The 25,130-nt window shown below is 65.6% G+C and carries 23 protein-coding genes; 4 read left to right on the top strand and 19 right to left on the bottom strand.

Translation table 11 applies throughout. The annotated features are described in order from the left end of the window. The first annotated feature begins 1 nt into the window (after position 1). Positions 2–1,084 carry a DUF2336 domain-containing protein gene (locus tag N2603_RS00210; RefSeq protein WP_260387261.1) on the top strand — a complete coding sequence of 361 codons (1,083 nt, stop codon included), beginning with the start codon at positions 2–4 and terminating at the stop codon, positions 1,082–1,084. A 98-nt stretch (positions 1,085–1,182) separates the two neighbouring features. On the opposite strand, the gene trmB is transcribed toward N2603_RS00210, so the two are convergent. The 16 genes from trmB to murJ form a co-directional block, all read right to left on the bottom strand. After that, complete coding sequence (gene trmB / locus N2603_RS00205; protein WP_260387260.1) at positions 1,183–1,896, bottom strand: tRNA (guanosine(46)-N7)-methyltransferase TrmB; 714 nt, start codon at positions 1,894–1,896, stop codon at positions 1,183–1,185. Then, positions 1,893–3,050, bottom strand: coding sequence for a M20 family metallopeptidase (locus tag N2603_RS00200; RefSeq protein ID WP_260387259.1), 1,158 nt, complete (start codon positions 3,048–3,050; stop codon positions 1,893–1,895). The genes trmB and N2603_RS00200 overlap by 4 nt, the downstream gene beginning before the upstream one ends. 83 nt (positions 3,051–3,133) lie before the next feature. Next, complete coding sequence (locus tag N2603_RS00195) at positions 3,134–3,547, bottom strand: helix-turn-helix domain-containing protein (RefSeq protein WP_008131807.1); 414 nt, start codon at positions 3,545–3,547, stop codon at positions 3,134–3,136. Positions 3,548–3,768: 221 nt separating this feature from the next. After that, on the bottom strand, positions 3,769–5,382 hold the full coding sequence (gene lnt, locus N2603_RS00190; protein ID WP_260387258.1) for an apolipoprotein N-acyltransferase: 1,614 nt from the start codon (positions 5,380–5,382) through the stop codon (positions 3,769–3,771). Further along, positions 5,379–6,497, bottom strand: a complete 1,119-nt coding sequence (locus N2603_RS00185) for a hemolysin family protein (protein ID WP_026312175.1) — start codon at positions 6,495–6,497, stop codon at positions 5,379–5,381. Before N2603_RS00185 ends, lnt begins: the two co-directional genes overlap by 4 nt. Position 6,498: 1 nt before the next feature. Then, positions 6,499–6,987, bottom strand: coding sequence for an rRNA maturation RNase YbeY (ybeY, locus tag N2603_RS00180; RefSeq protein WP_260387257.1), 489 nt, complete (start codon positions 6,985–6,987; stop codon positions 6,499–6,501). A gap of 82 nt (positions 6,988–7,069) precedes the next feature. Next, the gene (locus tag N2603_RS00175) at positions 7,070–8,065 is read right to left on the bottom strand and encodes a PhoH family protein (RefSeq protein ID WP_018644201.1); all 996 of its coding nucleotides are present in this window, start codon (positions 8,063–8,065) and stop codon (positions 7,070–7,072) included. 64 nt (positions 8,066–8,129) lie between these two features. Continuing rightward, a complete protein-coding gene (gene miaB, locus N2603_RS00170) occupies positions 8,130–9,524 on the bottom strand; it encodes a tRNA (N6-isopentenyl adenosine(37)-C2)-methylthiotransferase MiaB (RefSeq protein WP_260387256.1) in 1,395 nt (464 codons plus the stop codon). A 192-nt stretch (positions 9,525–9,716) separates the two neighbouring features. After that, positions 9,717–10,397, bottom strand: a complete 681-nt coding sequence (locus N2603_RS00165) for an HAD family hydrolase (protein ID WP_260387255.1) — start codon at positions 10,395–10,397, stop codon at positions 9,717–9,719. A 52-nt stretch (positions 10,398–10,449) separates the two neighbouring features. Continuing rightward, the gene (locus tag N2603_RS00160; protein WP_011083619.1) at positions 10,450–10,905 is read right to left on the bottom strand and encodes a Fur family transcriptional regulator; all 456 of its coding nucleotides are present in this window, start codon (positions 10,903–10,905) and stop codon (positions 10,450–10,452) included. Positions 10,906–10,942: 37 nt separating this feature from the next. Further along, positions 10,943–11,428, bottom strand: coding sequence for a ribosomal protein S18-alanine N-acetyltransferase (gene rimI, locus N2603_RS00155; protein WP_260387254.1), 486 nt, complete (start codon positions 11,426–11,428; stop codon positions 10,943–10,945). Next, entirely contained in the window at positions 11,425–12,117 is a 693-nt protein-coding gene (gene tsaB / locus N2603_RS00150; RefSeq protein WP_260387253.1) for a tRNA (adenosine(37)-N6)-threonylcarbamoyltransferase complex dimerization subunit type 1 TsaB, read from the bottom strand. Before tsaB ends, rimI begins: the two co-directional genes overlap by 4 nt. Before the next feature lie 203 nt (positions 12,118–12,320). Next, positions 12,321–12,890 carry a NifU family protein gene (locus N2603_RS00145; protein WP_018644207.1) on the bottom strand — a complete coding sequence of 190 codons (570 nt, stop codon included), beginning with the start codon at positions 12,888–12,890 and terminating at the stop codon, positions 12,321–12,323. 297 nt (positions 12,891–13,187) lie between these two features. After that, positions 13,188–13,682 carry a universal stress protein gene (locus N2603_RS00140; protein ID WP_026312176.1) on the bottom strand — a complete coding sequence of 165 codons (495 nt, stop codon included), beginning with the start codon at positions 13,680–13,682 and terminating at the stop codon, positions 13,188–13,190. A 105-nt stretch (positions 13,683–13,787) separates the two neighbouring features. Beyond that, positions 13,788–14,840, bottom strand: a complete 1,053-nt coding sequence (gene trpS, locus N2603_RS00135) for a tryptophan--tRNA ligase (RefSeq protein ID WP_260387252.1) — start codon at positions 14,838–14,840, stop codon at positions 13,788–13,790. Positions 14,841–14,921: 81 nt separating this feature from the next. Further along, complete coding sequence (gene murJ / locus N2603_RS00130) at positions 14,922–16,454, bottom strand: murein biosynthesis integral membrane protein MurJ (protein ID WP_260424423.1); 1,533 nt, start codon at positions 16,452–16,454, stop codon at positions 14,922–14,924. A gap of 184 nt (positions 16,455–16,638) precedes the next feature. Between murJ and N2603_RS00125 the strand changes: the two genes are divergently transcribed. Further along, positions 16,639–17,640, top strand: coding sequence for an adenosine kinase (locus N2603_RS00125; RefSeq protein ID WP_212340239.1), 1,002 nt, complete (start codon positions 16,639–16,641; stop codon positions 17,638–17,640). 205 nt (positions 17,641–17,845) lie between these two features. Here the strand turns inward: N2603_RS00125 and N2603_RS00120 are convergent, their stop codons facing one another. Next, complete coding sequence (locus N2603_RS00120) at positions 17,846–19,039, bottom strand: serine hydrolase domain-containing protein (RefSeq protein WP_260387251.1); 1,194 nt, start codon at positions 19,037–19,039, stop codon at positions 17,846–17,848. Between the two features lie 344 nt (positions 19,040–19,383). Between N2603_RS00120 and N2603_RS00115 the strand changes: the two genes are divergently transcribed. Continuing rightward, a complete protein-coding gene (locus tag N2603_RS00115; RefSeq protein WP_018644213.1) occupies positions 19,384–19,704 on the top strand; it encodes a hypothetical protein in 321 nt (106 codons plus the stop codon). Positions 19,705–19,814: 110 nt separating this feature from the next. After that, on the top strand, positions 19,815–21,308 hold the full coding sequence (locus N2603_RS00110) for an NAD-dependent succinate-semialdehyde dehydrogenase (protein ID WP_260387250.1): 1,494 nt from the start codon (positions 19,815–19,817) through the stop codon (positions 21,306–21,308). Between the two features lie 188 nt (positions 21,309–21,496). Here N2603_RS00110 and N2603_RS00105 read toward each other — a convergent pair whose 3' ends face one another. Both N2603_RS00105 and N2603_RS00100 read right to left on the bottom strand, forming a co-directional pair. Next, positions 21,497–23,707: a SulP family inorganic anion transporter gene (locus N2603_RS00105; protein ID WP_260387249.1), complete on the bottom strand. Its 2,211-nt coding sequence runs from the start codon at positions 23,705–23,707 to the stop codon at positions 21,497–21,499. A 492-nt stretch (positions 23,708–24,199) separates the two neighbouring features. Beyond that, positions 24,200–25,114: a phosphoribosylaminoimidazolesuccinocarboxamide synthase gene (locus N2603_RS00100; protein WP_018644217.1), complete on the bottom strand. Its 915-nt coding sequence runs from the start codon at positions 25,112–25,114 to the stop codon at positions 24,200–24,202. Positions 25,115–25,130 lie beyond the last annotated feature (16 nt).

Here is a 25,130-nt window from a genome sequence, read left to right as displayed (position 1 = left end):
CATGACCGCTGCCACGTCGCTCATTCCCGGACTGGACGCCATCGTCAAACGCGGCGACCCTCGCCGTCGCGGCGAGATCGCGCGCGCCATCGCCGACCTCTACTTCCAGGATCCCGCGAAACTCCGTCCCGAGCTCATCGATCTCTTCGACAATCTCCTGATCGATCTCGTCCCGCATGCCGAGCTCGGCTCGCGCGTCGATCTCGCCGAGCGCTTCTCCCGCCTGAACAATGCGCCGCCGCATCTGGTCAATCAGCTGGCGCGCGAAAACGAGATCATGGTCGCAGGTCCCGTGCTGCGCCGCTCGCCCGTGCTCGATGATGCCGCGCTGGTCGAGATCGCGCGGCTGAAAGGACAGGGTCATCTGCTGGCGATGACGGAACGTCCCGTCCTGCCGGCCGTCGTCACCGACGTGCTGGTTGAGCGCGGCGATCGCGATGTCGTGCGCCGCGCCGCGGGCAATGCCGGCGCAGTGTTTTCGCCTGCCAGTTATTCCGAGCTGATCAAGCGTTCCGCGCAGGATGGCGTGCTGACGCTCAAGATCGGCCAGCGCAGCGATCTCTCCGGCGAACACCTGAAACAGCTTCTCGACGGCACGCTCGACGTCATCCGCCGCCGTCTCTCCACCGTGGTCAATCCCGTGCGCCAGGTCGAGATCAAGCGCGCCATGGCCGCGATCGAGGAGGCCGCGCTGCCGCCGGGGCCGCGACGCGATTTCTCCGCGGCCCAGCGCACGGTGCTCACCTTGCATCGCGAGGGCCATCTCGGCGAGAGCGCGCTGCTCGGCTTTGCCAAGGCACACAAATACGAGGAGTCGATCGCCTCGCTCTCGGCGATGGCTGGTATCCGCATCTCGATTCTCGACCGCCTGATCGCGGGCGACCGTTACGATCCGATCCTGATCCTCGGCCGTGTGCTCAATCTCGGCTGGCCCACGGTGCGCGCGCTGATCCTGCTCTGGTACGGCCCCAATCGCACGCCCGCCGATGCCGACCTCGAGGCCGCTCGCATGAACTTCGCGCGCCTGATGCCGACGACGGCCGAGCGCGTCGTGAATTTCTGGCGCAACCGGCAGACGATCTAACGTCACACTCCGTCATTGCGAGCGAAGCGAAGCAATCCAGAAATCCCTCCGCGAAAGCGCTCTGGATTGCTTCGTCGCTTCGCTCCTCGCAATGACGGCTAACCCACCCGTCTGAACCGCAAATAAGCCGCCTTGCGGCCTTCGCGCGCCGCCTTCCGGCCGTAGCGCGTCATGGTGTAGCCGGCCCATGGTTGCCGGAAATCGTCGGCGCGTTCCGCGAGCCATTTGAAGTCCGGCGAGCGCACAAGATGCGACAGCGTCCAGGCGCAGTAGTCGTCGATGTCGCAGACGAAGCGGAATTCACCATTCGGCTTGAGCACGCGCGCCATCGCGGCGATCGTCCTGTCCTGGACGAAGCGCCGCTTCCAGTGCCGCCGCTTCGGCCAGGGATCCGGATGGATCAGGTCGATCCGCGATAGCGAGGCCTTCGGCAGCCAGGCCAGCAGCTCGGCAGCATCGCCGGCGAACAGGCGGATGTTGCCGATGTTCGCGGCTTCGATCTGCGCGAGGATTTTCGCCATGCCGTTGACATAGGGCTCGCAGCCGATGAAGCCGGTCGTGGCGAAGGCCTGCGCCTCGGCCGCGAGATGCTCGCCGCCGCCAAAGCCGATCTCGAGCCGCACGTCATCCGCTGCGGGATCGAAGATCTCGCGCGCATCCGCCGGCTTCTCGCCCTCGATGTCGAGTGCAAGATGCGGCAGCAGATTGTCGATCAGGTCGGCCTGATGCTGCCTGAGCTTGTGGCCCTTGCGGCGTCCGAAGAACGCGCGCTCGCTGTCGTCGCGATCGGGGTCTGACTTGCGCTCGCTCATCGCAGTGTCTGATACAGCCGATAGAGCAGCCGCGCGCGCGGTTCGAGCGACGAGACATAGAGCTGCTCATAATGGGTGTGCGCGCCCTTGCCGTCGACGCCGAGCCCGTCGAGCGTGGCGGTGTGGGGCGCGGTGAAATTGCCGTCCGAGCCGCCGCCGGTATAGGTGTCGATCAGCTCGAAGCCGATCTCGGTGGCGAGCGTCCTGGCGTGCTCGTAGAGTGAGGCGCCCGCATTGCCCTTCTCGTAAGGCGGACGATTGAGCTCGCCGGTGACCGTGACGGTGACGCCGTCCGTCTTCGATGTCAGCCCGAGGATCTTGCCGACGAACTCGTCCGCGTCGGTGAAGCTCGGAACGCGCAGGTCGATTTCGGCATAAGCCTCTTCCGGCGTCACGTTCGGGCGCGTGCCGCCGCGCACCACGCCGACATTGACGGTGACGCCGCGCTTCAGGTCGTTCATTCCCTCCAGCGCGTGGATGATGTTGGCGAGCTCGCGGATGGCGCTGCGGCCGTCTTCGGGCCGCGAGCCGGCATGCGCCGGCGCGCCCTTGATGAACACCTCGAAGCGTCCGACGCCCTTGCGTCCGGTGACGATCTTGCCGCCGTCGCGCGCCGGCTCCGTCACCAGCACGTACTTGGCTTTGCGTCCCTCTTTCTCGATCAGCGCGCGCGAGGTGGGGCTGCCGATCTCCTCGTCGGAGGTGAACATGTGGGTGATGCCGAGCGGCGAACGCTTGCCGTCGGCGCAGAGTGCAGCGAATGCATGATGGGCCACGTAGGCGCCGCCCTTCATGTCGTAGATGCCGGGACCGAACGCGCTGTCGCCCTCGACCCTGAACGGCAGGCGCTCGATGAAGCCCAGGGGGTGCACGGTATCGAGGTGGCTCAGCACCAGGATGCCCGGCTGCTCCTGACCCCAGGTCGAGCGGGCCAGAAGGTGATCGCCGCAGCCGTCGACGCCGGCGACGCGCTCGAGCGTGACGGGCAGATCGCGGTGTTGATCCGCGACCAGCGACACGAGTTTGTTGACCTGCTCAGGCGCCTCTGTCGGCGTCTCGATCTCCACCCAGCGCCGGATGCCGTCGAGAATGGTTTGGGTATCGAACCAGTTGGAGTTCGTCATGGGCGCATCTATGCCTTTGAATCGCATCATCTGGGAGGGCGCGCGTCAACGCGCGGCCGCAAATGACGACATAGGCCAGATTTGGCGCAGCCTCAAATCGGATTGCGCTGGCGTCAGCGCTTGTCGGGGCCTTCGCGGGCCGCGATCTGCTCGACGAGATCGACGATGGAGCGGCGCATCTTCGAATCGGTGATTCGGGTGAACGCCTTGGTCAGAGCGAGACCTTCGGAGGTCGCGAGGAAGTCGGAAACATAAGAGGGCGAAGCACCTTCAGCGAAGCCGTCCGGGCCGGCCACGCCGCTCGGGCCGCCTTCGAACAGGAACGACACCGGCACCTGCAAAATCTCGGCAATCTGCTGGATGCGGCTCGCGCCGACCCTATTCGTGCCCTTCTCGTATTTCTGAATCTGCTGGAATGTCAGGCCCAAAGCTTCACCGAGCTTTTCCTGACTCATGCCCAACATGATGCGGCGCATACGCACGCGGCTGCCGACATATTTGTCAACAGGGTTGGGCGCTTTCGACATTTCCTCAGCCTCCAAACACCACCCTCAGCGCAATCGACCGGAATGCCTCAGGTGCCAGCAGCGTAAAAATCAAACCCTGTTATTGGGAAACATTGCGGAGAAATTTAGCAACGCCCACTGTCTTTCGCAGCGGGTGCAGAATGAGGAACCCGCGTGCAATCTGTCAACCGTGGGACTACGGTTGTCAAAGGATTCCGGCCACCTCGGCGGCGACGACGCGATCAGGGGTGCCGTTTGGCAACACGCCGGCGGACCGCGAGCATCACGCCGAGCGCGACGAGCATGGCTGCGGGCACGTCGCCCAGCCGCGCGTAGACGGTCGGCGGGATTGCGGCGGGCAGGTTTGCATCCAAAATGCCTTCGATGCCGAGACCCAGGCTGGCGACGGTTCGTCCGACCGGATCGATCACCGCGGAGATTCCGGTATTGGCGGAGCGGACCAGCGGCAATCCGAGCTCGATCGCGCGCATGCGTGCCTGCTCCAGATGCTGATAGGGGCCGGTCGAGATGCCGAACCAGCCGTCATTGGTGAGGTTCACGATCCAGCCCGGACGTTCGTTGCGTCCTGCCACCTCACCGGGAAAGATGGCCTCATAGCAGATCAGAGGCAGCGCCGATGGTGCGGTGGGGACCGGCAGCGCATGCCGCACGCTGCCGGCGATGAAGCCGCCGCGCACACGCGTCAGCTGCTCGAAACCGAGCTTCTCCATCAGCTCCTGGTAGGGAAGAAATTCGCCGAACGGCACGAGATGCAGCTTGTCGTAGACCGCGAGCACGCTGCCGTCGTGATCGATCACGTAGATCGAATTGTAGGCGCGTGTGATCGGCGTTCCCCGCGGCAGGTCGGGCGCGCGCACCGAGCCCGTGATCAGCACCGTGCCCTTCGGCAACAGGTCGGCGATTTGCGCCATCGCGTCGGCTTCGCGGGTCAGGAAGAACGGGAACGCGGATTCCGGCCAGATCAGGATGGTGGCATCGCGCACGCCGGTCGATTGCGGCCCGGAGGCGCGGTCCGACAGCGCGAGGTATTTCTTCATCACCTCGGCCTTGGCGGCGTAGTTGAACTTCGCGTCCTGCTGCAGGTTCGGTTGCATCAGGCGCAGCTTGGCGCCAGCGACCATCGCGGTCGGATGCAGTGACAGGCGGATCGCGCCGAAGATGCCCATGACAATCAGAAGCGCGATTGCCGCGGCTGACGCGCGCCACTCCACGCGGCGATCGGGCGTGCGGTCAATCAGCGTCGCCGGGCTCGCAAAGATCGCAACCGTCAGGAAGGTCATGCCCCACAGGCCGATCAGCGAGGCCGTCTGCGCCAGCGGCAGCGGCTCGGACAGCGCATAGCCGAATGCGTTCCAGGGAAAGCCGGTCAGCGCATGACCGCGCAGCCATTCGGCGATGGTGAGGCTTGCCGCGAGCGCGAGCACGCGCGTGGCGTTCTTGGTCCAGAGCAGGCGCGCCAGCGCACATCCGATCGCCGTGAAGATGGAGAGATAGGCCGGCAGGCCCAGCACGGCGAACGGTGTCAGCCAGGCGAAGATGTCGGCGTCGACGAAGAAGGCGTAGCCGATCCAGTAGAGGCCGGGAACGAAATAGCCGAGCCCGAACCAGTAGCCGGTCAGCGCCGCGGCGGGGACGCCGCCATATCGTCCGGCGCCGGTGCCGTCGATCAGCCAGACCAGCACCGGAAAGGTGATGAACAGCACCGGGAAGAGGTTGAATGGCGCCAGCGCCAGCACCGACAGCGCGCCGGCGGCCATGGCGATGACGGCGCGCTTCCAGCCCCAGGTGAGGATGATGGCGAGCGCGATCTGACGAAGTCGCTGCAATGCGTTCACTGCGGGCCGGTCCCGTCGCTCGGCGGCGGGGTCGGCGTGTCACTGGCCGGCGGCGGGCTGCTCTCCGGCGCGGCCTCGCGGCGTCGGCTCTCGCGCTGGCTGCGCGGCGCCGGACGTTCCTTCCGCGTCGAGATGCGCAGCCGCTTGACGCGGCGCGGATCGGCATCGAGCACCTCGACCTCGTAATTGCCGGGACCCGAGATCACCTCGCCGCGCACCGGCAGGCGTCCGACGAAGCTGACGAGATAGCCGCCGAGCGTCTCGACCTCCTCACCGGCCTCGCCGGTGACGAAGTCCGCGCCGATCACGGTGCGGACGTCGTCGAGGCTGGCGCGGGCATCGGCGATGAAGGCGTTGTCCGGCAGGCGCACGATCGAGGGCGGCTCGTCGCTGTCGTGCTCGTCGTCGATCTCGCCGACGATCTGCTCGACGATGTCCTCGATCGAGACCAGCCCGTCGCTGCCGCCATATTCGTCGACGACCAGCGCCAGATGAATGCGCGTGGCCTGCATCTGCGCGAGCAGGTCGATCGCCCGCATCGACGGCGGCACGTAGAGCAGCTTGCGGATGATGCGGGCGTCCTCGAGCGGCATCGCCAGATCGACCGCGCGCAGATCGAGGCCGGCCGGCAGCGGCTTCTTGCGCTTGGTCTTGGTGGCCTCCGACACCCGCGCCCGCACGGTCATGAAAGCGAGCAGATCGCGGATGTGGACGATGCCGACGGGATCGTCGAGCGTCTCGTTGTAGACGACGAGGCGGGAATGGCCGGCGCTCTCGAAGCGGTCCATCAATTCGCCGAGCGGGATGTCGCGCTTCACGGCGATGATGTCGGCGCGATGCACCATGACGTCGGCGATGCGGCGCTCGTGCAGGCCGAGGATGTTGCGCAGCATGGTGCGCTCGACCGCGGAGAAGCCGGTGTCGTCGGGCGTCGTGGCGTCGAGCACGACCTGGAGATCGTCGCGCACCGATCCCGCCTTCCAGCCGAACAGCGTGCGGATGGCGCGCAGCAGCCAGCTCTCGGCGGTCGGGCGCAGCACCTCGCCCGGTGTCACCACGGCCGGCAGGTTGGGCGTGTTGCGCGGATTGTCGTGGGTTGGCTCGGAATCCGGCATCTCAGTGCGTCCCCGGGCGGTCGGCATAGGGGTCGGGGATGCCGAGATGGGCGAGGATCTCAGTTTCCAGCGCTTCCATCTCCTTGGCGTCGGCGTCGTTCTCGTGGTCGTAGCCGATCAAATGCAGGAAGCCGTGCACGGCGAGGTGGCTCAAATGATGGTCGAACGGCTTGTGCTCCTCGTCCGCCTCGCGCCGCATGGTCTCGTAGGCGATCGCGATGTCGCCGAGCATGCGCGGCGCATCGCCTTCCTTCCATTCGCCCTCCGGCTGGGGCGCGGGAAACGACAGCACGTTGGTCGGCTTGTCGATGCCGCGCCAGTTGCCGTTGAGAGTGCGGATGCCGGCATCATCGGTCAGCATCACCGCCACTTCCGCGTCGGCAACATCTTCGTCGACGCTCTCGGCGGCGGCGGCGACCGCGCGCTGGATCACGGCTTCGGAATCGGGCTCGCGCTGCCAGCAATCGGCAACGACGAGGACCTCGGTCATGGGAAGGTTCGGATGTGACATTGTCTTTGTTCGGAACGATCAGGCGCCGCGTTCGCGCCCGTCTGGTCCGGCTGTTGTCCCGTCAGGATTTATCGGCGGCCGGCCGCTGCGGCGAACCTTCATAGGCGGCGACGATCCGCGCCACGAGCTCATGGCGGATCACGTCCTCGGCTTTGAAATGAACTTGGGCAATGCCTTCGACGCCGCCGAGCAGGCGCGTTGCCTCGGCAAGACCCGAGGTCTGGCCGTTCGGCAGGTCGATCTGCGAGGGGTCGCCCGTCACGATCATGCGGCTGTTCTCGCCGAGACGCGTCAGGAACATCTTCATCTGCATCGACGTGGTGTTCTGCGCCTCGTCCAGGATGATGGCGGCATTGGTGAGGGTGCGGCCGCGCATGAAGGCGAGCGGCGCGATCTCGATCTCGCCGGTCTGCAGCGCGCGCTCGACGATGCGCGCGTCCATGAGATCATAAAGCGCGTCGTAGATCGGGCGCAGATACGGATCGACCTTCTCGCGGAGGTCGCCGGGCAGGAAGCCGAGGCGCTCGCCGGCCTCCACCGCCGGGCGCGACAGGATGATCTTGTCGACCTCCTTGCGCTCGAACAGCTGGGCGGCATGCGCGACTGCGAGCCAGGTCTTGCCGGTGCCGGCGGGGCCGATGCCGAACACCAGCTCGTGGCGCTTCAGCGCGCGGATGTAGGAGTCCTGCGCGGCGGTGCGCGCGCGCACCGGGCGCTTGCGCAGGTTGATGCTGTCGAAGGTCGATTTCGCCGACTTCGCGTCGAACTCGAACAGCGATCCCTGCGCGATCACGGCGCGGATCGCGCCTTCGACCTCGCCCTGGTCGAGGTCCTGCCCTTTCAAGGCCTGCGCGTAGAGCATCTCCACCACGCGGCGGGCGGCGTCGCAGCCGTCGCGAGTGCCGCCGATGGTGATGTGGTTGCCCTTGGAGTCGACGACGACTCCGAGCCGTCGTTCGATCTGCGCGAGATTCTGACCATAAGGGCCGACCAGCGCGGAAGCGGCGCGGTTGTCGTCGAGGTCGATGACGACCTGGGTCTCGGGCGGAACTTGCATGTCGCGGTCAAATTTGCGGCTGGGAGCGATAGAAGACGAATCCGATGCGCTTTTTGGCAAGGGTTCAGGCTCCAGTGGCTTGCGATAAAGCGGGCTCGCGCGCGGTGTGCGCGGTCGCGAGCTCGCCGAGGAAGCTGTAGCGCTCGAGGCTGTCGATCCTGACAGGCAGGATCTGTCCGATGATGTCGGGCGAGGCCATCACGTGCGCGGGCTGGAGAAAAGCGGTGCGGCCGACGATCTGGCCGTCCTTGCGCGCCGGACGCTCGAACAGCACATCGACCGTCGAGCCAATCGCGGCCCTGTTGAAGGCCGATTGCTGGCTGTCGATCAGTTCCTGGAGCCGCTCCAATCGCTGGTCCATCTCGGCGGGGGACACCGTCTCCTGCATGTCCGCGGCCGGCGTTCCCGGCCGGGCGGAGTATTTGAACGAATAAGCCGCAGCGTAACCGATTTGCGTGACAAGCGCGAGGGTGGCGAGAAAATCTTGCTCGCTTTCGCCGGGGAAGCCGACGATGAAATCTGATGAAAAAGCAATGTCTTGGCGCGCGGTACGAAAACGGTCGATGACACGCCGATAATCATCGGCGGTATGTTTCCGGTTCATGGCGGCAAGAATCCGGTCCGAGCCCGACTGCACCGGCAGGTGCACGAACGGCATCAGGGCATCGAGATCGCGATGGGCCGCGATCAAACTGTCATCGACGTCGCGGGGGTGGCTGGTCGAATAGCGCAGCCGCGCGATCCCCGGGATCGCCGCCAGATGCTCGAGCAGCCGGCCGAGCGGCCAGGTTTTTCCGTCCGGCCCCTCGCCGTGATAGGCGTTGACGTTCTGCCCGATCAGCGTGAGCTCGCGCACGCCGTTGTCGGCGAGCCGCTTCACATCGTCGACGATCTTCGCCACGGGGCGCGAGACTTCCGAGCCCCGCGTGTAGGGCACGACGCAGAAGGTGCAGAACTTGTCGCAGCCTTCCTGCACCGTGACGAAGGCGGAAATGCCGCGCGCGCGGATCGCGGCGGGCTTCGGCTGGGCCAGGAAGCCGAACTTGTCCTCGGCGGGGAATTCGGTCTCGATCGCACGGCCTTCGCTGCCGGCGCGCTTCAGGAGCTCCGGCAGATGATGATAGCTCTGCGGTCCGACTACGACGTCGACGACAGGCGCCCGCCGCACGATCTCCTCGCCCTCGGCCTGTGCCACGCAGCCGGCAACCGCGATCTGCATCGCGCGGCCCCCGCGCGCCGCCTCGTCCTTGGCGACGCGTAAGCGCCCGAGCTCAGAATAGACCTTTTCCGAGGCCTTCTCGCGGATATGGCAGGTGTTGAGGATGACGAGGTCGGCGTCCTCGGCGCTCGCCGTCTCCACGAATCCTTCCGGAGCCAGCGTGTCCACCATGCGCTGGGCATCGTAGACGTTCATCTGGCAGCCATATGATTTGATGTGCAGCTTGCGCGGCGGCGTCATGGAACCCGAAAATGGCGGTGGAGGACGGCCCTCAGATATAGGCTGGAGGGCCGAAAATCCAGCGAATGGGCGGCCTGAACCCGTCATTCCGGGGCGCGACGCAGTCGCGAACCCGGAATCTCGAGCTAATTCCTCCAGATTCCGGGTTCACGCGCGCTGCGCGTGCCCTGGAATGACTGCGAGGGGATAGAATCAGCCCGCCAAGGCCTCGGCCTCGACCCGCCGGACCAGTTCCGGGAGCTGGTGCATATCGGCAAAGGTCAGATTGGCGCCGGCCTGGCGCAGGGTCTCGGCATGGCCGTCCCCGCAATGGCTGCCGCCGTAGAAGCCGAACACGATCATACCGGCCGCCCGGGCGCCGGCGATGCCGGCCAGGCTGTCCTCGATGACGACGCAGCGCTCGGGCGGAACGCCCATTTCGCGCGCGGCGAACAGGAAGAGGTCCGGTGCCGGCTTGCCGTTCGTCACCTGCGACGACGAGAAGATGTTCGGGGCGAGGCGTTCGTAGAGTCCCGTGCTTCCGAGGCTCACCTGCATGCGTGAATGCGAACCGCTCGAGGCAACGCAGACGCGTTGCGTCACGACGTCGAGCACGTCGTGGATGCCGCGGATCGCCTCGAGGTCGGCTTCGAATGCGCGAAACAGCTCGTCCTGCAGATCGCCGTGATAGGCCTCGGGCAGCTTGCGGCCGAGTTCGGTTTCGATCTCGAGGTTGGCCTGTTTTGTCGAGCGGCCAAGGAAGCGCTCGGACACCTGCTCCGACGTGATCGGATAGCCGTGCCGGGTCAGCACATCCGCATGCGCGCGACAGGAGATCACCTCGCTGTCCACGAGCACGCCGTCGCAATCGAAGATGATGAGATCGATGGGCACTAAGGCATGATCCGGAAAAGTGTGGAGCGGTTTTCCGACAAGATCATGCCACTTAAGACGTCGGCTTGTCGTCGTCGAGCGGAACGCAATAGAGCTCGAGCCGGTGGTCGACCAGCTTGTAGCCGAGCTTGCGGGCGATCTCCGCCTGAAGCTTCTCGATCTCTTCGGAGGTGAATTCGATCACCTTGCCGTCGCGCAGATTGATGAGGTGGTCGTGGTGGCTGTCGCGCATCGTCTCATAGCGCGCGCGGCCCTCGCGAAAATCATGGCGTTCGATGATACCGGCGTCCTCGAACAGCTTGACGGTGCGATACACGGTCGAGATCGAGATCTTGTCGTCGACGGCAACGCAGCGCCGGTACAATTCCTCGACGTCGGGATGATCGACCGCCTCCGCGAGCACGCGGGCGATGACGCGGCGCTGCTCGGTCATGCGCATGCCGGTGGCGGCACAGCGCGCCTCGATGCCGGACGCCTTGGATGCGGAGGAGGGTTTCAGTGCGGTCATGATCGGTCTGCCTGAGGGGCGCTTTCTGCCATCGATGTTACGACAAGTCACGTCGCATCAGAAGGGCGTTCAATTGTTCCCCATTGGGCTGCTTATAGTAGCGTTCGCGGCGTCCGACCACCATGAATCCGGCCCGGTCGTAGAGCCGCCGCGCCGGCTGGTTATTTTCCTCAACTTCGAGAAATATCGTGCGTACGCCGCGCCCCGCGAGATGACCGAGATGGGTCATCAGCAGCGTGCGGGACAGGCCGCGGCCGCGATGGGCCTGGTCGACCGCGACCGAGAGGATCTCCGCCTCGTCCGCGCCGATCCGCGAGACGGCAAAGCCGATGATCCTGCGACCGAGGCGCAACCGATGCACGAGCGTGTTGCGCTCGCTGATCATGCTCTCGAACTCGCCTTCGCCCCAGCCCTGCGCAAAGGAGGCGCCGTGAAGCTGCGCCAGCCGCGCGGCATCGCGCAAGGAAACCGGCTCGACGGCGGCCGTGCCGCCGCGCCACCATTCCGACAGCCATCTCATCATGAGCTTGCGGCTTGTGCGAGCGGCGGAGTTGCGGCCGGTTTTGCGTCGGGCGCCTTCAGATAGAACGGCCGCGCCGGATTCGTCTCGGGATCGACCGCAGCGCCGAGCCATGCGACCCAGCCGATGTCGGGCGCGGGCTGCGCGTCGACCGCGACGGGCGGCGGCGCATCCTTCGGCCAGCGATCGGCGAGGATGTTCGCGGCATTGCCGACCAGATGCGGCGCGCCGAATTGCGAGGCCGCAATCGCATCATTGATGGGCGCGATGCCCGGCTGCACCAAGAGGCTGCCGTCGCCGGCGACGATCTGGAAATAGACGTGATCGTGCCGCGCATCGATGGCGGAGATCACCGGCGCCGTTCCGCTCTGGCCGACGACGGTGGCCGCATAGGCCGACAGCGTCGTCAGCCCGACCGCCGGCCGTTTCGCCGCAAGCGCAAGGCCGCGCGCCGCCGAGATGCCGACGCGCAGGCCGGTGAAGCTGCCCGGGCCGACCGTGACGGCGACGCGGTCGAGCGATGTGAAGGCGAGATTGGCCGACTGCATCACCCGCGCGATCATCGGCATCAGCGCTTCGGCATGGCCGCGCTTCATGAGAAGCTGCTCCTGCGCAAGGAGCTCGCCGGCGTCGGTGTCGAGCACGGCCGCCGCGCACGCCTCGAGCGCAGTATCGATGGCAAGGATCAGCATGGAAGAGCGAATGACGAGTGGCGAATGGAAAGCAGTCTAGCGAACCGAGCGCCTATCCGCCATTCATCGCGCACGATTTGCAGACCCCCAAATGCCTTACTTAGTAGGGTGGGCAAAGGCGCTCTTGCGCCGTGCCCACCAACCTGTCTTTACGAGCAGAAGAGGTGGGCACGCTTCGCTTTGCCCACCCTACGACAGCTCGCCTACATCGGCCGGACTTCGACCACGTCGGGCACGAAGTGTTTGAGCAGGTTCTGGATACCGTGCTGGAGCGTTGCGGTCGACGACGGGCAGCCGGAGCAGGCGCCCTTCATGTTGAGATAGACGATGCCGTCCTTGAAGCCGCGGAAGGTGATGTCGCCGCCGTCATTGGCGACCGCCGGCCGCACGCGGGTCTCGATCAGGTCCTTGATCATGTCGACCGTCTCGGCATCGGCCTCGTCGAAGAACTCGTCCTCGTCGTCGAGATCGGCATCGCTGTGCGCTTCGCCGCCGGCGAGCAGCGGCGCGCCGGACATGTAGTGCTCCATGATGGCGCCGAGGATCGCGGGCTTGAGCTGCTGCCATTCACCGCTCGCCTTGGTCACGGTGATGAAGTCCGATCCGTAGAACACGCCGGTGACGCCGGGCACCTCGAACAGCTTTTCGGCCAGCGGCGAGCGCGCGGCCGATTCGCGGCTCGCAAACTCCATCGGGCTGCCGTCGACCACGACGCGGCCGGGAATGAACTTCAGCGTGGCGGGATTGGGGGTGGCTTCGGTTTGAATGAACATGGTTTTCTCCAGACGTCGCCGGTTCAAGGCCGGCGCGTGCTCTATCACCTAGCAGATGGCGACGGGGAACGCACGGTCAAGGGGAGGAAAGGGCGTTCCGCAGTTATATCAGCGGGTTAGGTGCTTTCTTACCCTCCCCTGGAGGGGAGGGTCGATCGCGCGCAGCGCGAGCGGGGTGGGGTGATCTCTCCCCACGGGCAGCGTTCGAGGTGGAGAGACCGTCACCCCACCCCGGCTCATGTCTCGCTTCGCTCGACATGAGCTGACCCTCCCCCTCCAGGGGAGGGTAAGTGGCAGCTACGACAGCGAATCCACGCTTTGGTCGCTCAGCGCGCCGGAGATGATCGTCACCGGCACCGGGAATGTGCCGAGCTCATGCGCGAGCAGCGCGACCAGAGGTCCCGGGCCCTCCGCGCCGGGACTGGCGGCGAGCACCAGCATGGCGATGTCAGGATCCTCGTCGATGACAGCGAGCAGTTGTTCCATCGCGGCGCCCTCGCGGATCACCCGTTCCGGCGTGATCGCGGCGATGCCGTTGGCTCTCCCGGCGGCGCGGTCGAGCGCTGCCTCCGCCTCCTCCTGCGCCTCGGCGCGCATGATGTCGGCGACCCCCAGCCATTCCTGGGTCTGCTCCTCCGGCTCGATGATGCGCAGCATCACCACGCCGCCGCCGGCTCGGATCGCCCAGCGGCTGGCGTAATAGACCGCGCGATCCCATTCGGCGCTGTCGTCGACGACGACGAGGCATTTGGGCTTGTGACCCGGCTCGAAGCAAAGTCGCTTGCTGGTCATGCATGTCCCGGCATGTGCACGGCTGGCATGCTGCCACACTCCCGCAATGTTTGGGAGAGGCGAAGCGGCCGGCGCTGCAGCGCCAGCCGGTGTTGCGATCGCGCCTTAGCGCCGGCGGATGAAGCCGACGATGTCCTTCGAGAGCTTCATGGTCTCGTCGGCGATGGCGCGGGCCCGGTCGGAACCGTCGTTCAGGATCGTGTCGATATGGCCGGGGTCGGCGACGAGGCGCTTCATCTCGCCGGCGATCGGCGCGAGTTTCGTCACGCACAGCTCCGCCAGCGCGTTCTTGAAGCTGGAGAACTGGCCGCCGCCGAAATCGCGGAGCACGTCGGCCTTGGGCCGGCCGGAGAGCGCGGCGAAGATGCCGACGAGATTGTCGGCTTCGGGGCGGGCTTCCAGGCCCTTTTCCTCTGACGGCAGCGGCTCCGGATCGGTCTTCGCCTTGCGGATCTTCTGCGCGATGGTGTCGGCGTCGTCGGTGAGGTTGATACGCGAATTGTCGGAGGCATCCGACTTCGACATCTTCTTGGTGCCGTCGCGCAAGCTCATCACGCGCGTCGCCGGGCCCGTGATCAAGGGTTCCGGCAGCGGGAAGAACAGGCCGTCATTGGCGCCGTGGCTGCGGATCGAGTCGCCGAAATCGTTGTTGAACTTCTGCGCGATGTCGCGCGAGAGCTCGAGATGCTGCTTCTGGTCCTCGCCCACTGGAACGTGGGTGGCGCGGTAGAGCAGGATGTCGGCGGCCATCAGCACGGGATAGTCGAACAGACCCACGGACGCGTTCTCGCGGTCCTTGCCCGCTTTCTCCTTGAACTGGGTCATGCGGCCGAGCCAGCCCATGCGCGCGACGCAGTTGAAGATCCAGGCGAGCTCGGCGTGTCCCGAGACCTGGCTCTGGTTGAACACGATGTGCTTGTTCGGGTCGATGCCGCTGGCGATGAACGCCGCCGTCACCTCGCGGGTGTTGCGCGCGAGCTCGACCGGTCCGCCCCAGACGTCCACGCCTTGCGTGATCGCGTGCATGTCGACGACGCAATAGATGCAGTTGTGGGTTTCCTGCATCTTCACGAAGTTGACGATCGCGCCGAGATAATTGCCGAGGTGCAGATTGCCCGTCGGCTGGACGCCCGAAAAGACCCGTTCAACGAATGGCATGGTCAGCCTTCCCAAAGGTATTTGGCCGTCGTTTCCAACAGCGGCGCTGCTCCGTCAAGGGTAATTCGCTTGTCCCACCCGCTAGGCCGGCCGTTTCAAGGCCGCAGCCGCCTCGCGCCAGGAGGCGGCGCCGAAGGTTTGCAGCAACAGGCCGTAGACCGCGATCCCGGCAGCGATCTGCACGCCCAGCACGATGAAGCGGATCAGGCCATGCGCCTCGGCGGGCATCAGAGCCGCGGACAGCCAGAGCAGGGCGCCCATCGCGGCCGCGGCGAGCACGATCCGCGGCAGCCGTTTTCGTGCGGCGGCATCCACCGAGAAGCCGAATTCGCTGGTGCCTTTCCGGAGCAGCGAGATCGCAATGCTCCAGGCGCCGGCCGCGATGCTCGCCGCGATCCCGCTGGCGCCGAAGAAATGCCCGAGCAGGACGGCGAGCGCGATTGCGACCACAAATCCTTTGGCCGTGGCCATGAGCGGCGTCATCGTGTCGCTGCGGGCATAGAACGCCGGCGACAGCGCCTTGATCAGCACATGGGCCGGCAGGCCCAGCGCCAGCCACATCAATGCATGCGCAGTCGCCGCGCTGTCGTCCGCGCCGAAGGCGCCGTGCTCGAACAATAGCCGCACGATCGGCTCGGCCAGCACGACCAGGCCGAGCGTCGCCGGCAGCGCCAGCCCGGCCGCAAGCTCCAGCGCGCGCGACTCCGCGTGTGCCACGGCCTCGCGGTCGCCGCTGGTGACGGCGCGCGTCAGCTCCGGCACCAGCACCGTGCCCATGGCGACGCCGACGATGCCGAGCGGCAGCTCGATCAGGCGGTTGGCGAAATAGAGCCAGGACACCGCGGACGGCGTGGCCGACGCAATGATCGCGCCCGCGACCATCAGCCATTGCGGGCCCGAGCTTGCGATCATGCCGGGAACGGCCTTGGCGAAGAAGCCGCGCATCTCCTTGTCAAAACTGACGCGCAATGGTGTCGCAAGATCCGCACTGCGCTGCGACAGCAGCATCAGCAGTTGCAGCAGCCCGGCGATGCCGACGGTGGCCGCCAGCATCCATGCCGCGAGGGTCGCGTCGGCATGCCCGGCGAGCAGCGCCGCGATCGCGATGATCAGCGCGATGTTGAACAGCAGCGGCGAGAAGGCGGCCAGTGCAAAGCGCGCTTGCGCGTTCAGCAGTCCCATCAGCACCGTGACGGGCCCGGCGAAGGCGAGATAGGGCAGCATCAGCCGCGCGTTCGCGACGGCGAGATCGAGCGTGCTGCTCCCGAGAAAGCCCGGCGCGATGACCGTGATGATCAGCGGCATCACCAGCGCGATGACGATCGAGATCGCGATCAGCGCCACGCTGACAGTGCCGAGCACGCGCCCCGCGAAGGCGGATGCCGCCGCTTCGCCGTCGCGGTCACGCACGCGCAGCCAGGCCGGGATCAGGGCCGCATTGAGTGCCCCCTCGCTGAGCAACCGTCGCACCACGTTGACTAGCTGGAACGCCGCCAGAAACGCATCCGCCACCGCGCCGGTGCCGAGCAGTGCGGCAATCATGGAATCGCGCGCAAAGCCGAGCAGGCGCGAGGCCAGTGTTCCCGTCGAAACTGTCAGGAAGGAGCGGATCATCGGACGATATACCATAGCGTTTTCGAGCGAAGTGGTCCCGGTTCGCGTAAAGAAAACGCGTCAGAAGACAACGCTCGTTGCTTGCCCGCGAAGGCCCGGTCGTGATAGGCCGCGAGCCAGATTTCAGACCGACAGGAAGCGGATTTCCGCAGGGATCGCAATCCGCCAAACAGGATCAAGGTGAATGGCTGACGTGAAATATGACGTTCTCGGGATCGGCAACGCGCTGTTCGACGTGCTGGTCAGGACCGACGAGGCCTTTTTGGCCAAGCACGGCATGACCAAGGGCAGCATGTCCCTGATCGACGAGGCGCGCGCCGCCGCCATTTACAAGGACATGGGGCCGGCGACGGAAGTCTCGGGCGGATCTGCCGCCAACACCATCGTCGGCATCGGCAGCCTGGGGGCACGCGCCGCCTATGTCGGCAAGGTCAAGGACGACCAGATCGGCAAGCTCTACGTCCACGACATCCGCGCCGCCGGCGTCGCCTTCAACACCCCCGCCGCGACGGACGGCCCCGCCACCGGCTGCTCCTACATCCTCGTCACCGATGACGGCGAGCGCACCATGAACACCTATCTCGGCGCCGCGCAGGATTTGTCGCCCGCCGACATCGACCCGGCCGAGATCGCGAGCGCCGGCATCGTCTATCTCGAAGGCTATCTCTGGGACCCCAAGAACGCCAAGGACGCCTTCGTCAAGGCGGCCAAGATCGCCCATGATGCCAAGCGCAAGGTTGCGCTGACGCTGTCGGATTCCTTCTGCGTCGATCGCTATCGCGACGAGTTTCTCTCACTTATGCGCAACGGCACCGTCGACATCGTCTTCGCCAACGAGTCCGAGCTGCATTCGCTCTACACGACCTCGGATTTCGACACCGCGCTGAAGCAGCTGCGCAATGACGTCAATCTCGGCGTCGTCACCCGCAGCGAGAAGGGCTGCATGGTGGTGTCGTCGGAAGACGCCGTGGCGGCGCCGGCCTTCCCGGTCGACAAGGTCGTCGACACCACCGGCGCCGGCGACCTCTTCGCCGCGGGCTTCCTCTACGGTCTCGCGCGCAATCTTGCGTACAAGCAGTGCGGCGAGCTCGGCGCGCTCGCGGCCGCCGAAGTGATCCAGCACATCGGCGCCCGTCCGCTGGTGTCCCTGAAGCAGCTCGCCGGCCAGCGCGGGCTGACGGTTTAGTCCTCGCTCTCTCCGCCGTCATTGCGAGCGAAGCGAAGCAATCCAGAATCCCTCCGCCGAGACAGGCTGGATTGCTTCGCTACGCTCGCAATGACGAGTTTGTGGCGCGCGCTTCCCTCACTCTCCACTGTCATCGCCCGCTCCTGTGCGCAATTGCGCACAAGGCGGGGAATGACAGTCGTCGCGCGGTGAGAGGCGTGCTAGCTCACGCCGCCTTCTGCCCGCTCCCCGCATCGAGCCCGGCATAGACCCCGCGCTCGAAGGCCGCGAACGCCTCCAGGCACTTGCCATCCGCGAACGGCAGCAGCTGCATCAGGATCACGCCGGTGACGTCGCGCGAGGGATCGATCCAGTAATAGGTGTTGGCGAGGCCCGCCCAGGCGAGGCTGTTGGCGCTGCGGCCCTCGGGTGTCTTGGCGGTGTTGATGAGGAAGCTGAGGCCCCATTTCTTCACCTGGTCCGGATAGAGGTCGACATCGTTGGTGTACATCGGCGCCACCGAGGTCATCTTGGTGACGTTGAGATCGCCGATGTGGTTCTGTCCCATCGTCGCGACAGTATCGGCCTTGAGGACCTGATTGCCGTTGCCGCGGCCCTTGTTCAGGATCATCTGGGTGAACTTGATGTAGTCGGCCGCGGTCGAATAGAGGCCGCCGCCGCCCATGCAGAATTCCGGGTTCTGCTCGAGCTCGAACGGCATCGCGCCAAGCTGGCCGCCCTCGCCGCGCGCGTGCATGCCGACCAGCCGCTTGCGCATGTCGTCGGTGATCTTGAAGCCGGTGTCAGACATTCCGAGTGGAGCAAAAAGATTGTCGCGCAGATAGGCGTCGAGCCGCTTGCCGCTGGCGGCTTCCACCGCCTTGCCGACGAAATCGATATTGGTGCCGTATTCCCAGCGCGTGCCGGGGTCGGACGCGATCGGCGTCTTCAGCGCGGCATTCTGGCAGGTGATGATCCCGGGCGTTCCGGTCTTCTCGAGATAGGCGCCGATGTCGCCGTTCCACATGTCGTAGCAGAAGCCGGCGGTGTGGGTCATCAGCTGGCGCAGCGTGATCGCGCCCTTGGCCGGCCGCAGCTTCGGTTCGCCCTTGGCATCAAAGCCCTCGAGCACCTGCGGCTTGGCGAGATCGGGCAGCACGTCGCCGATCGGCTTATCCAGCGACAGCTTGCCCTGTTCGACCAGCTGCATCGCGCCTGCCGATGTCACGGCCTTCGTCATCGAGGCGATCCAGAACACGCTGTCCAGCGTCATCGCATCGGGCTTGGAGAGGTCGCGCTTGCCGAACGCGCCCTGATACAGCACGTCGCTACCGCTCGCGGCGATCGCGACCACGCCGGGAATCTCCTTGGCATCGCTGGTCTTGCGCAGAACCTCGTCGATCTGGGCCTGGCTTTGCATGCGCGTTTCCTCCGGTTTGATTATTGTTGGAAGTGATCGATTGTCCTCCCGCAGGTCGCGCGCGGCAAGCGCCTCCACCTTCGCCCCGGTCGCGATGTCGTGACTTGACGGCCTGCGCCCCACGCAGGACGACAAGGCGGCTGGACGGCAACACTCCGTCACAATCTGCGGTGGATGGCCGCAACGAGCCGTGACCATGGATGGGTCCTGGCGATATGTTTTGCGTGTTTGGAAGCACTTGAAACATTTTGTGCGTTGCGACGTTCAGCACTCGGCCAATCGACGGCCGACGTTAAGACTTGATGCAAATTTGGCGGCCGGCTCCCGGCCGCGGGGGACCTCAAATGATTTCGACCTGGAGCGAATGGAAGCGCTATCCCCGTCCCGGACGGGGCGACAACCTCGAGGCGCCGATCGCGCCCGGTATTTATGAGGTTCGTGTCGCCGGCACCGGCGCGCTCTATTCCTTCGGCGCGGTGGACAATCTGGCGCAGGCGCTGGCGCTGCTGCCGGTCGGCTCGAAGAGCTGGTTCGGCCGCCGCGACACCTCCGACGTTCCCGATCTCGAATACCGGACGTGCGCGACCTCTTCGAAGGCTGACGCCAAGGCCGCCGCCGAGCGCATGATCGGCCGGCGCGAGACCTATATGAGCGGCGCGGCGTAACCCCACCGACCCGAATTTAGCTCCCATCAGCTGTGCGTTGCGGGGCGGTGCATTGCGCATCGTCTCTCCCTATATTCCGGGCCAATCCGATCGCCCTGAGGGAGAACGCCATGACCCCGACTGCCGCCGCCCGCGCCACGCAAGCCACCGCCACCCTGCGCGACCGGTTGAAGGACCCCTCGCTGCTGAAGGAGGCCTGCTACATCGACGGCGCCTGGGTCGGCACGCCGGTCTTCGCGGTGAACAATCCCGCCACCGGCGTCGAGCTCGCAAAGGTTCCGCAGCTTGGTGCGGCCGAGACCACCAAGGCGGTTGAAGCCGCCGAGCGCGCCTTTCCGGCCTGGGCCAAGCACACCGCCAAGCAGCGCTCCAACATCCTGCGCAAATGGTTCGAGCTGATTACGGCCAACCGTGAGGACCTCGCGCTGATCCTCACCTCCGAGCAGGGCAAGCCGCTCTCCGAGGCGCTCGGTGAGGTCGACATCGGCGCCGCCTATATCGAGTTCTTCGCCGAGGAAGCCCGCCGCGTCTATGGCGAGACCATTCCGAGCCAGCGCCCCGATGCGCGCCTGCTCGCCATCAAGCAGCCGATCGGCGTCTGCGGCGCGATCACGCCGTGGAATTTCCCGAACTCGATGATCACGCGAAAAGTCTCGCCGGCGCTGGCGGCCGGCTGCACCGTGGTGCTCAAGCCCGCCAACGAGACGCCGCTGTCGGCGCTGGCGCTGGCCGTGCTCGCCGAGAAGGCCGGCATCCCCAAGGGCGTGCTCAACATCATCACCGGCGATGCGCCGCCGATCGGCAAGGTGCTGTGCGAGCATCCCGCGGTGCGCTTCGTCGGCTTCACCGGCTCGACGGCGGTCGGCAAGATCCTCTACCAGCAGGCTTCCGTCGGCGTGAAGCGGCTTGGCCTCGAGCTCGGCGGCAACGCCCCGTTCATCGTGTTCGACGACGCCGACATCGACGCCGCGGTCGAGGGCGCCATCGTCTCGAAGTACCGCAACATGGGCCAGACCTGCGTCTGCGCCAACCGCATCTACGCCCAGGACAAGATCTACGACGAGTTCGTGCAGAAGCTGTCGAAGAAGGTCGCGGCGATGAAGATCGGCGACGGCACCGAGAGCGGCGTCACGCAGGGGCCGCTGATCAACATGAAGGCGATCGACAAGGTCGAGCGGCACATCGCGGATGCCGTGAAGCGCGGCGCCAAGGTCGTCACCGGCGGCAAGCGCAGCGAGCTCGGACGCTCCTTCTTCGAGCCGACCGTGCTCGCCGACGTCAAGCCGGACTCGCTGGTGTCGCAGGAGGAAACCTTCGGCCCGCTCGCGCCTGTCATCCGCTTCAAGGATGAAGCCGACGTGATCGCGATGTGCAACGCCTCGCCGTTCGGTCTTGCCTCCTACTTCTACTCCCGCGATCTCGGCCGCGTCTGGCGCGTCGCCGAAGCGCTGGAGTCGGGCATGGTCGGCGTCAACACCGGCCTGATCACCACGGAAGTCGCGCCCTTCGGCGGCGTCAAGGAAAGCGGCCTCGGACGCGAAGGCTCGCGTCACGGCATGGAAGAATATGTCGAGATCAAATACGTGATGATGGCGGGGGTTTAGGCCCGGCTCTCACTCCACGTCGTTGCGAGCGAAGCGAAGCAATCCAGGAAAGTCTCCGCGGAGACAGTCTGGATTGCTTCGTCGCTTCGCTCCTCGCAATGACGGGGGCTAACTTCGTAGCCCGGATGAGCGTAGCGACATCCGGGGCCTCAAGTCCCGCATATCGCTTCGCTCATGCGGGCTACGGCCTACCGCCGCAGCACCGCAATCGTCCTGTTCGCAAAGCTCAGCCGCTCGGCCATGACCGACACGAAATAGGTCAGCAGCTTGTGGCTTAGCGCGGGATCCTCGGCCTTGATGGCGTCGAACTGGTGGATATTGAGCACGTAGAGCACGCTGTCGACCTCGGCCTGGATCGTGGCGCTGCGCGGCGTATTCGACACCAGGCCCATCTCGCCGATCGTGGTGTAGCGGCCGAGGCTGCGCACGCGCGTGGTGCGGTCGTCTTCGGCGGGGACCATGATGCCGACGCGGCCGTCGAGAATGAAATGCATGGAATCGGCGGGATCGCCGGCCTGCACGATGATCTCGCCGGCCTCGACCTCGATGCGCTGGCAGCGGCGGATCAACTCGTCGGCGTTGTCCTCGCTGTCGAGGATGCGCGTGAACCAGTCGCGTAAGGAGGCTTCTTCCTGCGCCAGGCCCTGATGCTGCGAGATGATCTCGTTCTCGCACCATTCCAGTGCGTGATCGAGCTCGCCGATGATGATGACGCCTTCGCCGATGAAATCGCTGGAGCGCAGCACTTTCTCGGCACTCGCCGACAGATGCACCAGAATCAGCTCGACACCGAGATCGGCGGCGCTGCGCTTGATCTGCGCGAAGCTGTAGGCGGCCGACGAATCGACGCCAGTGACGAGCTTGAAGTCGAACAGCAGATAGCGGCACGCCGGGCGCTCTTGGAGCAGTCGCTTGACGTGCTGGTAAAGCCGGTTGGCGGAGCCGAAGAACAGATAGCTCTGCAGGTTGAGGCCCTGGATCTTGCCGCCATGGGCCAGCAGCACTTCCTGGTCGTCGCGCGAGCGGTCGAGCGAGGAGCGATATTCCGAGCCGTCGAAACTGTACTTGATCGATTCCACCCGCGCCGCGCTGAAGGCGAAGGTGGCGCAGCCGATGATCACGCCGATCAGGATGCCCGGCACGAAGCCCCAGACCACGATGATCGCGATGATGGCGATCAGCGAGAGATATTCGAGCTTCGACAGCCGCTTGCGCGACTCGATGATCCATTTGTGCAGCTGGTCGGCGCCGAGATAGAGCAAGAGGCCGCCGAGCACGAATTTCGGAATGAAGCCGAGCAATTGCGGTGCGACCACGAGCATCAGCAGCGACATCGCCGCGACCGTGAGGCCGGACAGGCGGCCGCCGCTGCTGAAGTTCAGGATCGAGCGGCTGACCGAGATGCAGCCGGCATAGCCGCCGAGCACGCCGGTCAGCATGTTGGCGGTGCCGGTGACGTTCAGCTCGCGCTCCAGATTGGCCTCGCGATGAACGGCGACCTCGATGCCGGTGGTGTTGAACAGCGTGCTCGACGCGGTGACGAAAATCACGGCGACGAGATTGCCGAGCAGGTCCGGCACGGCGAACCAGGGATAGTGGACGAGGCCGTCGGTGTGCCAGGGCACCATGAAGGCTGCCTGCGGCGGCGGCTGGAATGTCCAGCCCAGGCTGCGGGCTTCGCCGAGCGAGATGCCCGTGATCCAGAACGCCAGATGCGCCGTGAGCACGCCGCCGACCAGGATGATCGGCAGCCCGAACGGGCTGCGCGAGCGATGCCAGGTCAGATACAGCACCAGCGCCATGGCGCATGCGGCACCGAGCTCCAGCAGCGTGGTGCCGTTGGTGAAATGCAGCACCGTCGCAAATTGCACGGGGTGATCGGTAATGACCCTGATCGCACCCATGACGATCAGGAGCCCGGTGGCGCCGAGGAAGCCGCCGACCACGGGGTAGGGCACGTAGCGGATGGCACGGCCCATCCGCGTCAGGCCCAGTCCGCACAGCGCCACGCCGGTCAGCACCGTCGACAGACCGAGCGTGATCAGGACCGGTGACAACAACGGCGCCGACGGGCTCGCCGCCTCGATCCGTTCGACCAGCGAGGCTGCCAGGATTCCCGTCACCGCCGCGGTCGAGCTGTCGGGGGCGGCGACCGCGAAGGGCAGGGAGCTGCCCAGCGCGACGATCGCCGCAAGCACCGCAGAGCTGATGAAGGTCGCCGTGATCGCATAGGACAGATAGGGCGACAGGGGGCCTGCGAAGATCAGCAGCGCGTAGGAGAGCCCGAACGTGACGGTCAGGACGCTGGCGGCGCTGCCGCCCAATATGTCATTCAGCGCACGCTTGAGCGTCGGATTGAACCGCGGAGCCGGACTGAAGGTAATCGCTGGATCGGTCACGCCGTTGCGCTCGCTCCTTGGGAAACTCCGTCCGAGACGTAGACGATTGGAGGCTTAGCGCAACAGGATTCGTGGAACTATGAAGTATCCGACAGTTTTTGCGGGCACTGCCGCTCACGGCGTGTGAACGCTCAATCATATGGTGGACGGGAAAAACCGAAGCCATCGCCTTCATCGTCGTCCTGGCGAAAGCCAGGACGACGAGTTGCGGTTGACGGTGCAGCCCCATACTCAACCGTCGTCCCGGCGAAGGCCGGGAGCCATAACCACAGGGAGAAGTTTGACGAAGACTTGCAGTGAAATGGTCGGTACCGGGACCGAGCTTTATCGATAGATTCCGCGGTATGGTCCCGGCTTTCGCCGGGACGACGAGGAACACCGACCTCTCCACGTCATTGCGAGCGTAGCGAAGCAATCCAGTCTGTCTCCGCGAAAGGACACTGGATTGCTTCGCTACGCTCGCAATGACGGAGCGAGAGGCGAGGCCGAAGTCTAAATCTTCAGCTCCGTCCCTGTCACGCGCCGATACGCTTCCAGATACCGCTTGCTGGTCGCCTCCACCACGCTCGCCGGCAGCGGCGGCGGCGGGGCGTCGCCGTTCCAGCGGCCGGCGCGGCGCTCGACATCGAGATAGTCGCGCAGCGGCTGCTTGTCGAAGCTCGCCTGCGGCTGGCCGGGCTTGTAGGCATCGACCGCCCAGAAGCGCGAGGAATCCGGTGTCATCACCTCGTCGATCAGGATGATGCGGCCGTCCTTGTCGCGCCCGAACTCGAACTTGGTGTCGGCGATGATGATGCCCTGCTCGCGCGCCAGCTCCTCGCCGAGCGTGTAGATCGCGCGCGTCATGCTCTCGAGCGTGTAGGCGACCTCGTCGCCCACCACTTCGCGCATCTTCGCGATGGTGATGTTCTCGTCATGGCCGGTCTCGGCCTTGGTCGCCGGGCTGAAGATCGAAGGCTCCAGCTTCTCGCTTTCGACGAGGCCCGGTTTCAGCTTCTCGCCGGCAAGCGTGCCGGAGCCGGCATATTCCTTCCAGGCCGAGCCCGAGAGATAGCCGCGGATCACGCATTCGATCGGAAACACGGTGGTGCGGCGGGACAGCATGGCGCGGCCGAGGATCTCGGCGCGGTGCGGCTTCAAGGCCGGCACGGCCGCGATGATCTCGTCGGTGTCGGCGCTGATCATGTGATGCGGCACCACGCCCTCGAGCTTGCCAAACCAGAACGCGCTGATTTGCGTCAGCACCGCGCCCTTCATCGGAATGGTCTCGCCCATCACGACGTCAAAGGCGCTGATGCGATCGGTGGTCAGCAGCAGCAGGCGATCATCGTCGACGGCGTAGATATCGCGCACCTTGCCGCGGCCGATCTTGGTCAGGGGCAGGTCGCTGGAGAGCATGGCGGTCATCGGCAGAGCTTTCGGG

The organism is Bradyrhizobium huanghuaihaiense (assembly GCF_025200885.1).
Taxonomy (GTDB): domain Bacteria; phylum Pseudomonadota; class Alphaproteobacteria; order Rhizobiales; family Xanthobacteraceae; genus Bradyrhizobium; species Bradyrhizobium huanghuaihaiense.
This window is presented reverse-complemented; position numbering and strand designations above follow the sequence as displayed.